Below are 14,089 nucleotides of genomic sequence, written 5' to 3'. Positions count from 1 at the left end.
GCGGTATGGACGAGGACACGCGGCGCTACGTGGTGATCGGCGGCGGACTGGCCGGGCTGGCCGCCGCGGTCTGGCTCAGTGAAGCGGGCAAGAGCGTCACCTTGCTCGAGCGACGTGGCCGGCTCGGTGGACGCACCCATGCGATGCGGGCCGAGGAGGCGGACGATGTCCCCGACAACGGCCAGCACGTGATCGCCAGCGGCTACCAGCACCTCTACCGCTACCTGGCCAGCGTCGGCACCCGGCAGCACATCGCCTTTCCGAAGTCCTCGACACTGCGATGGCCCGACGGGCGCAAGGTCACCATGCAGACCACCGGCGCCGGGGCCGTCCGCACCCTGTTCGGGGTTCACCCCGACGCAAACTGGGCCGACCGGCTGCGCGCCGCCCGCGCCACATTGCGGTTGGGCTGGCAGGCCCTGCATCAGCCGGCAGACCTGGCAGACCTCACCACCCAGCAGTGGTTCGAGCGCGTCGGTATGCCGGCCCCGGCACGAGAAGCCTTGTGGGACTGGCTCGCCCTGGGAATCGCCGCCGAGCCGGTCGCCCGCGAATCGGCCAAGATCTTCGCCAACGTGATGGCCACGGGCATCCGGCTCGGGTTCAAGCACCGTACGCCGGTCACCATCGGCTATCCCACCGTCGACCTCGACACCCTCTACGTCACCGGCGCATTGAAGGTGTTCGCCGAACGCGGCGTCGACGTCCGCTACCGCGCCGTCGCGCGACGGGTCCGCATCGAGAACGGCACCGTCACCGGAGTGCTCCTCGCCGACGGCGCCGAAGTACCCGCCGACGCGGTGGTCTGCGCGGTGCCGAACTCCAACGTCGGAGGACTGCTCGATGACCTGCCGGAGCATCCCGAGATCTATGCTGCCGCAGACAAACTGGGATACACCCCGATCGTCAGCACCAATCTCTACCTCGACCGTCCGTTGGGCACCGAGTCGGCGTTCGAGGGTCTGATCGGCGGAACCGGGGTGATCGACGAGGTCTTCGACCGCCAGATCATGCATGGCCGTGACGCCGGCCGGGCCTGGCTGTACTGCCTGACCACCAGCGGCGCCTACGAGCAGATCCACAAGAGCAACGACGAGATCGTCGACGAGCAGATGGCGTTGTTGGGCCGGTACTATCCGGCAGCACGCGAGGCGAAAGTCGTTCAGGCGCAGGTGGTCAAGATGCCGAAGGCGACTTTCTCGCAGGTGGTCGGCACGGATGCGCTGCGCCCGCCGCAACGGACCTCGGTGCCGTCGTTGGTACTGGCAGGTGACTGGACCGCCACCGACTGGTCGGCCACCATGGAGAGCGCCGTGCAGAGCGCTGCGATAGCCGTGGATCTGTTGCTGAAATGACCCGGCGTCGGCTCAGCGGCGCGGACCGCAGGGCACAACTGCTCGACGTCGCCCGCGACATCGTCGCCGAAGGCGGCTATCCCGCATTGACCATCGAGCGGGTTGCTGGCCAGTCTGGGATAACCAGAACCGTTGTCTACCAGCAGTTCACCGATCTCGCCGGGCTGACCACCGCGCTGCTGGACCGTGAGTCGGCGATCGCGTTCGCCGGGATGCGTACCGTGGACCAGCCCGATCTCGATCCTGAGCAGCTCGGCAGGGGAATTCTGGCTTACCTGCATGCGGCGCCGACGAGTTGGCGCATCATCTTGCGGCCTCCTGACGGCGCGCCCCCACAGGTGCGCGAACGCATCGAAGTGGGCCGTTGTTATGCCAGGAAGGTCGCGGCGCGCCCGCTGTCGGTCGCTGCCGGCGTCGACGTCGATCCGGATGGGACGACGGTGCGAATCCTGTTGTCCGCGATCGAGGAGCTCGCCCGCATACACCTGGAGGACCCAAGCGGCCATCCTGACGACGAGGTGCGGGCCCATCTGCGTTCGCTCGTCGATTGGGCCGTGACGTTCTCCGCTGCGGCGGCTAGAGCGGGTTGAGGATGCGCTGGAGGAATTGGCGGGTGCGCTCTTCCTTCGGGTCCCCGATCACGGCGGCGGGCGGCCCCTGCTCCAGGATCACCCCGCGGTCGGTGAACAGCACCTGATCGGAAACCTGCCGGGCGAACTGGATTTCGTGGGTGACGACCACCAAGGTCCAGCCTTCGACGGCCAGGTCGCGGATCACCGCGAGCACCTCGCCGACCAGTTCCGGGTCCAGCGCCGAGGTCGGCTCGTCGAACAGCACCACTTTGGGTTTCAGCGCGAGCGCCCGGGCGATCCCGACGCGCTGCTGCTGGCCGCCCGAGAGCTGATACGGGTACTTGTCCTGCTTGTCTGCCAGCCCCACCTGGGTCAGCAGTTCGGTGGCCTCGGTCAGCGCCTCGTCGCGCGGGCGCTTCTGGACGACCAGCGGGCCTTCGGTGACGTTCTGCAACACGGTCTTGTGCGGAAACAGGTTGTGGGACTGGAACACGAAGCCGCTCTGCGCCCGATAGCGGCGCAACTGGTCCTTGGGTACCGGCTTGGCGAAGTCCAGCTCGGTGTCGCCGACCCGGATCACGCCGGAGTCCGCGACGTCCAGGGCGTTGAGGGTGCGCAGCAGCGTGGTCTTGCCGGATCCCGACGGGCCGATGACGGCTGTCGCAGTGCCGCGCGGCACCGTGAACGACACGCCTTTGAGTACCTGGAGGTCGCCGAAGGCCTTGTGCACATCCCTGGCGACGATGCGGTCTTCGTGTTCAGTGGTCATCGCGCTACATGCCTTTCCAGTCGGCGCTCCAGGCGACTCTGGCCGAACGACAGCACCAGGCAGATCACCCAGTAGTAGATCGCGGCGGTGCCGTAGAGGGCGAAGAACTCGAACGTCGGCGCCGCGACGATCTGGGCCTGCCGCAGCAGTTCGGTCACCAGAATCGTCGAGGCCAGCGAAGTGTCCTTGACGAGTGAGATCAGGGTGTTCGACAGCGGTGGCACCGCCACCCGGGCCGCCTGCGGCAAGATGATGCGCCGCAGCGTGCCGGCGTAGTTCAGCCCGATCGTCTCGGCGGCCTCCCACTGCCCCTTCGGGATGCTCTGGATCGCCGAGCGGATGATCTCGGCCGCATAGCCGCCGACGTTGAGGCTGAACGCGATCACCGCGGCCGGGAACGGGTCGATCTTCACGCCGAACTCGGGCAGCGCGAAGAACACGATGAACAGCTGCACCAGCAGCGGTGTCCCGCGGATGATCGAGATGTAGAAGCGGGCGATGTTGCTCAGCACCACATTCGGCGACAACCTGGCCAGCGCCACCGCCAGCGCGATCACCAGGCCGATGACGAAGCTGATGATGGTCAACGGAATGGTCATCGTCAGGGCGGCCCTGGCCAGCGGCCACAGATTGTCGGCGATCAACTGCCACGTCGAATGCGAACGCGGGGGTCCCTGTGCGGGCTCACCGGAGGCATTGGCCTTGAGATATTTCTGCGAGATGGCGGCCAGCGTGCCGTCTGCCCGCAACTGGTCGAGTGCGGTGTTGAGTTCGGGTAGCAGGCCGCTGTCCTTGCGCGCGGCGAAGCCCTGTTCACTCTTCTCGCCCACGGTGCCGGCGATCTTCACCGACGTGTCGTTGGTCTCGGCCAGATACGCGTAGACGGCGATGCTGTCGTTGACCACGACATCGACGCGGCCCTGGTTGAGGAGCTTGATGGCCTGGGTGAATCCTTCGACCGCTTCCACCCGGGCCCCGGACTTACGGGCGATCTCCGACCAGTTGCTGGTGGCGTTCTCGGCGGCGACCTTGCCTTTCAGATCCGCCGGCGACTTGATCGAATTGTCGTCGGCGCGAGTGACGATCACGCCCTCGCCGACCGAATACGGCTGTGAGAGGTCATATTTGGCCTGCCGCTCCGGCGTGATCGTGACTTCGTTGGCCACCACGTCGAACCGGTTGGCCTCGAGCGCGGCGAAAATCGAGTCCCACGGTGTTTCGACGAATTCCACTGTGACGCCGAGTTTGTCGGCCACCGCACGGGCCACGTCGACGTCATAGCCGACGAGTTGACCGGTGGCGGTGTCGTGGTAGCTGAACGGCGAGTACACGCCTTCGGTGCCGACGCGCAGCACGCCGGCCGATTTCAGTGGTTCGTCGGTGTCGGCGGCCTTGCCCCCGCATGCGGCCGTCAACATCGCGAGGATCAGCAGGAGTCCCAGCAGCGGAATTCGTCGGGAGCGCACGGCCGGACGCTAACAGGGGCGGGCCGTATTCGGCAGGCTTCTGCTCAGCCCGGCTGATATACCCATGGATGCCGTGGCAGCGCGCCCGGGTCGAACCGGTCGAGCATGCCGTCGACGTCCAGCGCGGGCCACCCCAGCGATGCGCTGATCTGGCCCAGCGCCCGCTCGACGCCGATCTCGGCCAAGGTGACGGCCCCGTCGCGTTTGGCCAGCCGGGCTCCGTCGGAGTTGAGCACCAGCGGAACGTGGGCGTAGACCGGTTCGGGGTAGTCCAGCAGCCGGGCCAGGTAGGCCTGCCGCGGGGAGGAGCTCAGCAGGTCGTCACCACGAACGACCTGGTCGATACCTCCCGCGGCGTCGTCGACCACCACAGCCAGGTTGTAGGCGGGCACCCCGTCGCCGCGGCGCACCACGAAGTCGTCGATGATCCCGGTGTAGCTGCCGTGGAGCAGGTCGGTCACGGTGCCGACGAACGTGTCGGTCCGCAGTCGCAGTGCGGGCGGGCGGTCCGTCTCGGCTCTGCGCCGCGCACGTTCGGATTCGGTCAGGTCCCGGCACGTGCCCGGGTAGGCCCCTTCCGGGGCATGCGGTGCCCGCGGCGCCTGGGCGATGTCCCTTCGGCTGCAATAGCATTCGTACAGAAGTCCACGCCCGGAGAGCTCATCGATCACCGCGTCGTAGTGGTCGCGGTGATCGGTTTGCCACTGCGGCGGCTCGTCCCACGTGAGCCCGATCGCCGCCAGGTCGGCCACTTGCCGCGCACCGATCGAGGTATTGGTGCGGTCATCGAGATCCTCGACCCGCAGCAGGAAGCGGCGTCCGGTGGACCGGGCGAACAACCAGGCCAGCACCGCGGTGCGCAGGTTGCCGATGTGCAGGTCGGCCGACGGGCTCGGCGCGAACCGCCCGGCGGGGGTTGGGCTCACGCCCGCAATCTAGCTAATCGCGCTCCCAGGGGGCCGTCTCGCCCATCTTCTTGTAGTACTTGGCGAGGTGGCTTTTCACCTTGTCGATGTCGTCCTTGGGGAGGTCGATACCACCGCGGGCACCGTCCATGATGCCGCCGGCGGCCATCACCCCACGTGGCACGGCTTCGAGCTTGCCACCGACCACGTCGGCGATCAGCAACTTGTACGCGGTGAAGTTGTCCTTCTCGTCCTTGTCGTACCAGACATGCGCGTCGCGGTATTTCTGGTTGGGTTCGTCCTGCGCATCGGCCCATTTGCGGACCCGTTTGTCAGCGGCATCGCCGTCCCACTCCCGGTCCCGATCAGCCAGTGGCAGGTCCTGAAATGCGGTTACAGACATGCTGTTGGCATGCCCGGCTACGGGCGGCGGTAAACGCTAGCGTTGGGCGGGTGCGGGAGCGACACATCACGGGCGGCACGATCCAGGTTGAACATCGAGACGGACTGGTACGGGCGCGGGGTGTCCGCTACGGCACCGCCAAACGATTCGCGGTCCCCGAACCGCCCCTGGCCTGGTCGGGGGTACGGGACGCGTCCCAGTCAGGCCCGGCCTGCCCGCAGCGGCCGTCGCGGCTGGGCTGGGTGACCGGCGACGTGCTCGATGGCCTGTCGACGGACGAGAACTGCCTCGTGCTGACCGTCACGGCACCGGCCGATGCCCATCGGTTACCGGTCATGGTGTGGTTCCACGGCGGCGCGTATGTCGCGGGTAGCGGCGAATCGGCCAAGTACGACGCCGGTGCGCTGGCCCGCAGCGGCAACGTGGTCGTCGTGAATGTGAGCTACCGGCTCGGCATCTTCGGCTATCTCGCGCCACCCGGGGCAGGCGAGGACAACCTGGGCCTGCGTGATCAGATCCTGGCGCTGCGGTGGGTGCACGACAACATCGCCGCGTTCGGCGGCGATGCCGGCAATGTCACCGCGTTCGGCCAGTCGGCGGGTGCCCATTCCGTGTGGTCGTTGATGTTGTGCAAGGACGCGGCCGGGCTGTTCCACCGCGCGATCCTGCAGAGTGCTCCGCTGGAACTCGACCGCGGGCGCGACGACATGGCGCAGAAGATGGGCGCCGCGATGGCCACGTCGCTCGCCGGGGCCGATCCGGCCGAGGTGAGCGTGGACCGGCTGCTCGCCGCGGAGGGTGCTGCGGTGGCCGCCGCGCAGGGGTTGGGGCTCCTCAGCGGCCTCGCGTTCTCGCCGCGGCTCGGCCGGGGGCCGCTGCCGGACCCGCCCGACGTGCCCGGCGCCATCGCCGACGCAGCCGGCCGCATCGAGCTGCTGATCGGCTACACCAAGGATGACGCGGCGCCGTTCGTGGCGATGGATCCTCGGGTGACCAGGCTGAACCGGGTGCCTCTCCTCGGCCGGCTCGCGGTCCGGGCCGGTTCGAAGTCGATCACGAAGCAAGCGTTCGCCGGCCCCGCCGAGCGTCTGACCGCCGCCTGGCGCACCCACGGCGGCCGGGTGGGCACCTACCGTTTCGACTGGACGCCGGACGGAGCACCCCTCGGGGCATGCCACTGCATGGAATTGCCGTTTCTGTTCGGCTCACCGCAGGCCTGGGCGGATGCTCCGATGCTCGGCCCGCAGCGGGCCATCGACACCCGGCTCGCCGCCGAGATGCGTACGCGCTGGGCGCAATTCGCCCATCACGGAGTCACCTCACTGCCGGAATCGTCGCTGCGGTTCGGCTGAATCGGTCGTCCTCTGTCGGACCACTCTCGCCCGGAGCGCCGAACACGGCCCGCCTTGGTAGGGTTTCGGCAAAAATCGGACGCGGTGGTGTGATGGCGATGACGGGCGCGGGCCCACCCTTATTTGGGCGCGCCAGCGAATGTGCGGTACTCCGACGGCTGGTTTCAGACGCCGCCTCGGGTGGCAGCGCGGTGCTGGTGGTTCGGGGCGAGGCGGGTGTCGGGAAGACGGCGCTGCTCGACTATGTCGTCGGACAGGCCCCGGCGTTTCGGGCGACCCAGGTGGCAGGGGTCGAGTCCGATATGGAACTGGCCTTCGCGGGGTTGCATCATCTGTGTGCGCCGCTGCTGAACCATCTCGACAAACTTCCCGAACCGCAGCGCGACGCGCTCTCGGTCGCATTCGGCCGTGGTGTCGGGCCGGTGCCCGATCGCTTCCTGGTCGGCCTGGCGGTGCTGAGCCTGTTGGCGGCAGCCGCCGACGATCAGCCGCTGTTGTGTGTGATCGACGACACGCAATGGCTTGATCAGGTTTCGGTACAGACCCTGGGCTTCGTCGCGCGGCGGCTGCTGGCCGAGCCGGTCGTATTGGTGTTCGGGGTCCGCGACAACCGCGACGGCACCGCCGCCGACATCCTGCCCGGCCTGCCAGAGCTGCGGCTCGAAGGCCTTTCGGACAGCGATGCCAGGGACCTGCTGGACTCGGTGGTTCTGGGGCGGCTCGACGAGCGGGTCCGCGACCGGCTCATCGCCGAATCCCGGGGCAATCCGCTGGCCCTGTTGGAAGTTCCGCGTAATGTCTCGGCCGCGGAGCGTGCCGGTGGCTTCTGGATCGTGGGGACGCGGCCGTCGGTCGGACAGGTCGAGGAGGGCTTTGTCCGCCGAATCCAGTCGCTGCCCGCGGACACTCGTCAGTTGGCACTGCTCGCGGCGGCCGATCCGGTCGGTGATCCGGTGGTCTTCTCGCGTGCCGCAGGGTATTTGGGTATCGGAATGGATGCGCTGGCGCCGGCCGAGGCCGCCGAGTTGATCGAGTTCGGCCCCCGCATGCGGTTTCATCACCCGCTGGTCCGGTCGGCGGCCTACCAGGCGGCCGACGTGGCCGACCGCCGGGCGGTGCACCGGGCGCTGGCCAGTGCCACCGATCCCGAGTTGGATCCCGATCGCCGGGCCTGGCATGCCGCCAACGCGGCCTCCGGGCCCAACGACGCGGTGGCTGCCGACCTGGAAGCTTCGGCGTGGCGCGCGCACAGCCGCGGCGGAATAGCCGCTGCGGCAGTCTTTCTCGAGCGGGCCGCGGTCCTGTCCGCCGATCCGGTCCTGCGCAGTTCCAGGGCGATCGCGGCGGCCGGCGCCAAGCGCGAAGCTGCCGCGCCGGCCGCCGCCTACGAGCTGCTGGCACTGGCCGAACTGACCCCGATGACCGAGCTGCAGCAGGCCCAAGTGGGCCGGCTGAGGGCGCAGATGGATTTCACCAGCAGCAGGGGCGGCCTGCCCGGATCGCCGCCGGTCCGGTACGCGGCCGCGCTGCTGCTGGAGGCCGCCAAGCGGTTGGAGAACGTCGACGACGAGTTGGCGCGGGAGACGTATATCGAGGCGCTGGCGGCCGCGATGTTCGCCTCGCGCAGCGAACCCAAGGCCCTGGTGGTGGCTGCCGAGGCGGCACGGGCGGCGGTCGAGGGAATCGCGGCGCCCTCACGACCTATCGACTTCCTGCTCATCGGGATGGCGAATTTGATCACCGACGGCCTGCCCGCCGCAGTCGATCACCTGCGGAGCGCGCTGGAGCTGTGGTGTGAGCACGCCCGGCTCCATGATGGCAGGGCGCTGCGCTGGTTGGCGTTGGCCTTCCCGATCGTGCAGGAATCCGCCGCGCACGAGATGTGGGACGACGAGTTGATCGACCGACTCGCCACCGAGATGATCGGCTACGCCCGAGCCACCGGTGCATTGGCCGTCTTGCCGCAAGCGATTGCCTACAAGGCAGGTGTACACGTCCATCAAGGCGAATTCATCACGGCGGCAAGGCTTATGGAAGAGGCCGACTCGATCTCGGAGGCCGTCGGCCATCGTCCGATGAAATACCACAAGGTGGAACTGGCGGCCTGGCGCGGTGATCTGGAGGAGGCCGGCGGTCTGATCGAAGCGGGGACCGCCGAGGGCACCGCCAAGGGCGAGGGTCGGTTACTGGGGGCAGTCGGCTATGCCGCCGCGGTCCTCTACAACGGGCTGGGCCGGTATGAGGAAGCGCTGACCGCGGCCCAGAAGGCCTGTGAGTTCAACGACTTGGGCTTCTACAGTTGGACTCTGCTGGAACTGGTCGAGGCCGGGGTCCGCGTCGGCGCGCGGGACGCCGCGGCGGATGCGGTGCGCCGGCTGGAGGCGAGCGCCGGCGCGAGTGGAACCGACTGGGGGCTGGGTGCGCTGGCCGGCGCCCGGGCGCTGCTGGCCGACGACGCCGAAGCCGATGCGCTGTTCAAGGAGTCCGTCGAGCGGCTTGGCCGCACCCGGATCGCGGTTCAACTGGCGCGAACCCACCTGCGCTACGGGGAATGGCTGCGTCGCCAGAAGCAGCGCACCAGCGCGCGGGAGCACCTCAACACCGCTTACGAGATGTTCACCAAGATGGGCGCGGACGCGTTGGCCGAACGTGCCAGGCGTGAGCTGACCGCCACCGGGGAGAAGGTGCGCAAACAGCCGTTGGCCTCGGGTGACGAGTTGACGGCCCAGGAGGCGCAGATCGCCCAGTTGGCCCGCGACGGGCTGACCAATCAGGAGATCGGTGCGCAGCTGTTCATCAGCACGCACACGGTCGAATGGCACCTGCGCAAGGTCTTCGTCAAGCTCGGGGTCCGGTCGCGTCGGCAGCTGCGCACGGTGTCGTGGAGTAGCTAGTTCGTCGATGGTGGCGGTTGGGGTTGGAAGGGTGGGTACCACCACCAGTCGGCGCGTTCGCCGGTGGGGCCGCGACACGGTGGGACGTCGGGTGGGGGTGTGGTCGGTGGTTGGGCCAGGGATCCGTTGCTCAGTGGTGTGCCGTTGGGGTCGGTGACGACGAGTTGGTCGGCGGGTCCGGTGAGGGTGATGCCGCCGTGGTGGTGCAGCCGGTGGTGTTTGCGATTGGCTGGACAACACTCGGGGTTGAAGGCGGGTCGATGCAGGTCAGGGTAGCGCGGGGTTGCCCAGTTGTCCGTCGGCCCCAGCGGCTGGGTCCCACGGACAATTTCCTGGGATACCCCGAGTTTCTCGACTACGTATCCAGAGATTCGTTCCACTCGGCGCCGAGCATCCATGACAAAGCTGACATCCTCCCGCTTAGCAGGCCCCACTCGAAGTCGTCCCAGCCGAGGTTCTCGCGCCCGTATTTCTCCTCGATCTGAGCAGCGGCCTTCTTCGCTTGCTCCAGAATCTCCTGTTGGCCTTCCCGCAGCGTCTCCTTGCCCGAAGCAAGATCTATTAGCCAGTTCTGATGGCGATTCCACCAGACCTTGTCCCACAGCTCGTTGTACTCGGCGAGGATCTGCTTGTCGTTGCGGCGAAGAAGTAGCGGCCAGAACTCACCCGGCTCTTCATCGTCGGGAATCCACTCCACCTTGTCGCCCTCGTCGGTGTAGCCCAACCGATGGCCATTCGGTCCGACCGCTGGTCAGCCTATGTCGTCCACCAGATACCTCTTCCGGTCCTTCAGTTTGAATGTTTGGGTGCGCCAGTCGTCGGCTGAGTCAATCACCGTGTTCGGCACCTCGCCAGGATCCAGGTCAGACTCGGGCAGCTCAGGCACCTCGGGCAGGCTCTCCTCGATCTCGTCCAGGTCGGCCTCGATCCGGTCGCGCAGCGCGCCGAGGGCGGCCTGCGCCTCCCGGCGTAGCCGCTGCTGCTCGCCGCTGTCGGCCTGCTCGTCCACCAGCTCCTGGGCTGCCTCAGTCCATTCGTCGCGGAGCTGTTTCACCTCGGCCTCCAGCTCGGTGTCGTAGAACTGCTCGATGGCCTCGACCGCGATCTGTTCGAAGTCATCAGGCCGCAACGACGTCAGGGAATCCAGCTCGGTCTGCAGGATGCCGAACATCTCGGTCCACGCGTCGGCCCGTTTCTCGCCTTCCTTCAGCGGCGTCTCGGGCAGTGGGTCGCCGCGCTCCGCGTAGTCGCGCACCTGCTCGGGCAGCATCGCTGCCTGCACCACCCTGAACTCCAGAAAGGGGAACTCGATATCGTTGAGCGCCTGTAACTTTCGTGACACTGAGATCGGCATCTGATAGCCCGACGGGTCGGCATCACTGAAGTAGAGGACTATGAGCGGACGCCCGTCGTCGTCGGCGGCCTGCGCCATCCGGTGGATCATCGTGTCGGTCATCTCGCCGTCAGGGAGGAACAGGTCGGTGCGGTAGCGTATCGACAGCGGCCCCAAAACATCACCGGCAGAAGACTTCTCGGCGACTAACGCAATCCGGTACGGCTGGAGCGCCGCGAAGTCGTCCAGCCACGCCGAGGGCCTCAAGTCATCGACGGCATCCAGCGCGTGCCCCGTCTGCGGGGTCGGGTCGATCTCCTCGGCTAGCCGGATGGTCGGCGGGTTGTTCTTGCGGTCATCGATGCGTTCGAACCCCACCAGGCCGCTCCAGCGAGCTGCCTTCGATGCCATCGTTTCCAACCACAGCCAGTCGGCCTCGGTGTTGACGTAGGGACTGCCGTCGGGCTTGATGCGGCCCAGTAGAGCGTAGTGCAGACCACGGTTCCACCACACCCGCCGGTCGCCGCGTCGGGCGTCCAGATCGGCGATAGCGTCACGCAGCCAGTGGGCCGCCTTCGTCTTCTCGGGGGTGTCGATGCGATAGGGGTCGAGCTTGCCGGTTAGGACTGTCAGTGAGTCCAGGTTCTCGCCGGGAAGGCGATACGACAGCAACATTCGGACGATGGGCGGCGTATCGGGAGCTTCGAGCTTCCTCCTCGCGATCTCGTCATTGCGGACATCGACACGGTCGAGACGACCCTCGGCCACCAGGCGGGTGATGGCCTTGTGGACGTGACTCTTGCTGAATCCGAGCTTCTCAGCGATGGCACCGCCCGGCATGCCCGCCAACCGCAGCCTGATCACCTCGTCGTCACAGAGGACGCGCTCCTCGCGCAGCTTCAGCTCACCTGCGGCCACCCAGCTCTTGACGATCCTCCAGACCGTGGACCGATTCACTCCGATGGCCTCGGCTATCGCATCGATGGCCTGACCGTTTCGATACAGCTCGGCTATCCGCGCCTCGGTGGCCTTACCGGTCTTTGCAACCACGGAGACGATGCTAGGTCGCATCGGCACCGGGTTTGTCCACTATGGCGAAGTTAAGGAACCACGAAACCCGTTGGCAACACTGTATATACACCGCAATGACGGCGGCTACCTGCGCCGTTTCAGAGGTCAAGATCGGCCAGCAACTCATCGGCGGTCGCGCCACGAATCTCCACCGCCCCGTCCGGCCAGACCACCGCCCGGCGGCAGCCAACGACCCGCTTGGGCACCTCCGCGCGCACGGCCTCGGGCACATCCCAGGCGCGCAGGCTCACCGGCAGGCCTTGCTGGAACCGGGCCAGCCGCTCGGGGCTGCCGTCGTACACCTGCCCCGAGGCGGTTTCCACGCGGCCACCGTTGCGGGCGGCCAGCTCCTCCCGCCGCGCCAGCATCGCGTACAGCTCAGAATGGCCAGCGGCAGCGGTGAAACACCTGGTGTCGCGGGCCATTTACGCACGCTCCACGGCGCTACCGTGTCGACCGGGGCGACCGTTGCCGCTGGGCTGCCAGCGGGCGGCATTGCGGGCATGTGCCGCGCGCGAATGCTGCGGCGACGGAACGTGCTGGCCGACATCGGCGTTGATGCGGGCGATCATGTCGATCACCTGCTTGTCGCACAGCCGGATCTCGGCGGAGAACCGGGTGAGGCAGGTGGCGCGTGCTTTGCCCGCGCGCTCGGCGTCGTAGAGCTGGGTCAGCTCGGCGGAACGGTCGGCGGCGCGCATCGCGGCGGCCAGGGCGACCTGCTCGGACTCGTCCCACTCCAGCACCCGCCCGGTCTCCTGGCCGACACGCGCCAGGGCGGCGTCGAAGCTGGCGCGGAGTAGCTGACCAGCGGTCTGATGTGTCGATTCGCTCATCACTGCATTGTCCCTCTGAGTAGCTCCCGCGCGTCGAATCCGGCCCCAGGCGCTATGCAGAGCGGCGCTGCGTGGCCGGTCGTGGGGGTACCCCGGCTGGGGGGGCGTCGTCGGCGGCGGCGCGCTTTGCCGGGTGGGCGATGGTCGGCGGTGCTATCGCCAGGAACTGGGAACCATTGGGGTTACCTTGAGGTTTCAGAACCAACACCGCCGACCACCGGTCTATGAGCCTGCTGGCGCAACAGTGAACCGGCCCAACCGATCTGGCCTAGGCACCGTGTGCCCTGTCCTCCAGTGGCTCTTGAGTGCCACTGAATCGGAATCAAAGTAGCGGTCCATCGATGTCGCGACGCTTACTGTGCCATAAGCACTTACAACCGCGCGCTGATCGACCACTAGGCCAGAGTAGTCAGTGATTGATTTGTTGACAGTGACAGGCAACGACAGCATCATCGGCGTCGCGTCAGTTGTGCCAGCGCCCAACAGATTTGAGTTGTAGTTGAGTGCTGTCTTCCATTTCCGTGCCTCCGCCCAGCCCAGCGGCCCCAGGATGATATGGCTCGGTGTGGCGAGGTTAATCTCGAGCTCGGCAATCAAATCGATTAGAGCGTCGAGGTTTTCGGACACAGCGCCGCCGTCGACAATGCCGGGCCAGTTGAGTAGCCCGGCGGCTGGGGCGTTATCCGGCGCGACGGGAGCGGCCTGCGTCAGGTAGTTCTGGTCGGCCTTGCGGATGATGGCGCGGGCGCAGCTCTGGGCCAATTGGTCAGGCGTCGACGGCTGCAAATACTGCTCCCTCGAAATGCGAAGCAACTCACCTATTTTCGTAGTCCAGATGAGGGCTTCTGACAGCTCGGGCTGCGCTTCGCTGAAGGTCCCCGCTTCGTCAACGTTTTCAGCTTCGTCGTCGGTGACGAACGCCACCCGAACACTAGGTGCGTCGCCCTGGATTTCTCCTGCGCGGGTGGATGTTTGGATGATCGCGGCCTCACCGACGACATCGTCAGGGGCGAATTCAAAGTGGTCTGGTCGCCAGGCGGCGGCGCTGTTTGGTGTTTGGATTGTGAACGCCATTGGGGTTCAACCCGTCCGTGGAGGGCGCAGCGAGAAGCCAGCGCGAATGAATGGTGCTT

The 14,089-nt window shown here is 67.0% G+C and carries 13 protein-coding genes and 1 pseudogene; 4 read left to right on the top strand and 10 right to left on the bottom strand.

The window, feature by feature from the left end; translation table 11 throughout:
- Window positions 1–5: 5 nt before the first annotated feature.
- A complete protein-coding gene (hpnE, locus tag H977_RS0114625) occupies window positions 6–1,355 on the top strand; it encodes a hydroxysqualene dehydroxylase HpnE (protein WP_029108557.1) in 1,350 nt (449 codons plus the stop codon).
- Window positions 1,352–1,945, top strand: coding sequence for a TetR/AcrR family transcriptional regulator (locus tag H977_RS0114620; RefSeq protein ID WP_029108556.1), 594 nt, complete (start codon window positions 1,352–1,354; stop codon window positions 1,943–1,945). Before hpnE ends, H977_RS0114620 begins: the two co-directional genes overlap by 4 nt.
- Here the strand turns inward: H977_RS0114620 and H977_RS0114615 are convergent.
- The 4 genes from H977_RS0114615 to H977_RS0114595 all read right to left on the bottom strand — a co-directional run bounded on the left by H977_RS0114615 (window position 1,932) and on the right by H977_RS0114595 (window position 5,470).
- A complete protein-coding gene (locus H977_RS0114615) occupies window positions 1,932–2,696 on the bottom strand; it encodes an amino acid ABC transporter ATP-binding protein (RefSeq protein ID WP_029108555.1) in 765 nt (254 codons plus the stop codon). The two genes, H977_RS0114620 and H977_RS0114615, sit on opposite strands and share 14 nt — an antisense overlap.
- Complete coding sequence (locus H977_RS34875) at window positions 2,693–4,114, bottom strand: ABC transporter permease subunit (RefSeq protein WP_081681737.1); 1,422 nt, start codon at window positions 4,112–4,114, stop codon at window positions 2,693–2,695. The genes H977_RS0114615 and H977_RS34875 overlap by 4 nt, the downstream gene beginning before the upstream one ends.
- A gap of 92 nt (window positions 4,115–4,206) precedes the next feature.
- Window positions 4,207–5,088, bottom strand: coding sequence for a tRNA glutamyl-Q(34) synthetase GluQRS (gene gluQRS / locus H977_RS0114600; protein WP_029108554.1), 882 nt, complete (start codon window positions 5,086–5,088; stop codon window positions 4,207–4,209).
- A gap of 13 nt (window positions 5,089–5,101) precedes the next feature.
- Window positions 5,102–5,470, bottom strand: coding sequence for a hypothetical protein (locus H977_RS0114595; RefSeq protein WP_029108553.1), 369 nt, complete (start codon window positions 5,468–5,470; stop codon window positions 5,102–5,104).
- 50 nt (window positions 5,471–5,520) lie between these two features.
- On the opposite strand from H977_RS0114595, the gene H977_RS0114590 reads away from it, so the two are divergent.
- Both H977_RS0114590 and H977_RS0114585 read left to right on the top strand, forming a co-directional pair.
- Window positions 5,521–6,822 carry a carboxylesterase family protein gene (locus H977_RS0114590; protein WP_029108552.1) on the top strand — a complete coding sequence of 434 codons (1,302 nt, stop codon included), beginning with the start codon at window positions 5,521–5,523 and terminating at the stop codon, window positions 6,820–6,822.
- Window positions 6,823–6,914: 92 nt separating this feature from the next.
- Window positions 6,915–9,716, top strand: a complete 2,802-nt coding sequence (locus H977_RS0114585) for an ATP-binding protein (protein ID WP_029108551.1) — start codon at window positions 6,915–6,917, stop codon at window positions 9,714–9,716.
- On the opposite strand, the pseudogene H977_RS35850 reads toward H977_RS0114585, so the two are convergent.
- The 6 genes and pseudogenes from H977_RS35850 to H977_RS0114560 all read right to left on the bottom strand — a co-directional run.
- Window positions 9,713–9,934 (bottom strand): annotated as a pseudogene (locus H977_RS35850) (hypothetical protein); the annotation flags it as partial. The gene H977_RS0114585 and the pseudogene H977_RS35850 sit on opposite strands and share 4 nt — an antisense overlap.
- A 137-nt stretch (window positions 9,935–10,071) precedes the next feature.
- Window positions 10,072–10,440 carry a hypothetical protein gene (locus H977_RS0114580; protein ID WP_029108550.1) on the bottom strand — a complete coding sequence of 123 codons (369 nt, stop codon included), beginning with the start codon at window positions 10,438–10,440 and terminating at the stop codon, window positions 10,072–10,074.
- A 27-nt stretch (window positions 10,441–10,467) separates the two neighbouring features.
- Window positions 10,468–12,099: a helix-turn-helix domain-containing protein gene (locus H977_RS33190; RefSeq protein WP_051288854.1), complete on the bottom strand. Its 1,632-nt coding sequence runs from the start codon at window positions 12,097–12,099 to the stop codon at window positions 10,468–10,470.
- Between the two features lie 119 nt (window positions 12,100–12,218).
- The gene (locus H977_RS0114570; protein ID WP_029108549.1) at window positions 12,219–12,545 is read right to left on the bottom strand and encodes a hypothetical protein; all 327 of its coding nucleotides are present in this window, start codon (window positions 12,543–12,545) and stop codon (window positions 12,219–12,221) included.
- Entirely contained in the window at window positions 12,546–12,956 is a 411-nt protein-coding gene (locus H977_RS0114565; RefSeq protein WP_029108548.1) for a hypothetical protein, read from the bottom strand. It abuts the gene before it with no gap.
- Window positions 12,957–13,178: 222 nt separating this feature from the next.
- A complete protein-coding gene (locus tag H977_RS0114560; RefSeq protein WP_029108547.1) occupies window positions 13,179–14,030 on the bottom strand; it encodes a phage major capsid protein in 852 nt (283 codons plus the stop codon).
- Window positions 14,031–14,089 lie beyond the last annotated feature (59 nt).

This window comes from Mycobacterium sp. URHD0025, from assembly GCF_000426065.1.
GTDB lineage: Bacteria > Actinomycetota > Actinomycetes > Mycobacteriales > Mycobacteriaceae > Mycobacterium.
This window is presented reverse-complemented; position numbering and strand designations above follow the sequence as displayed.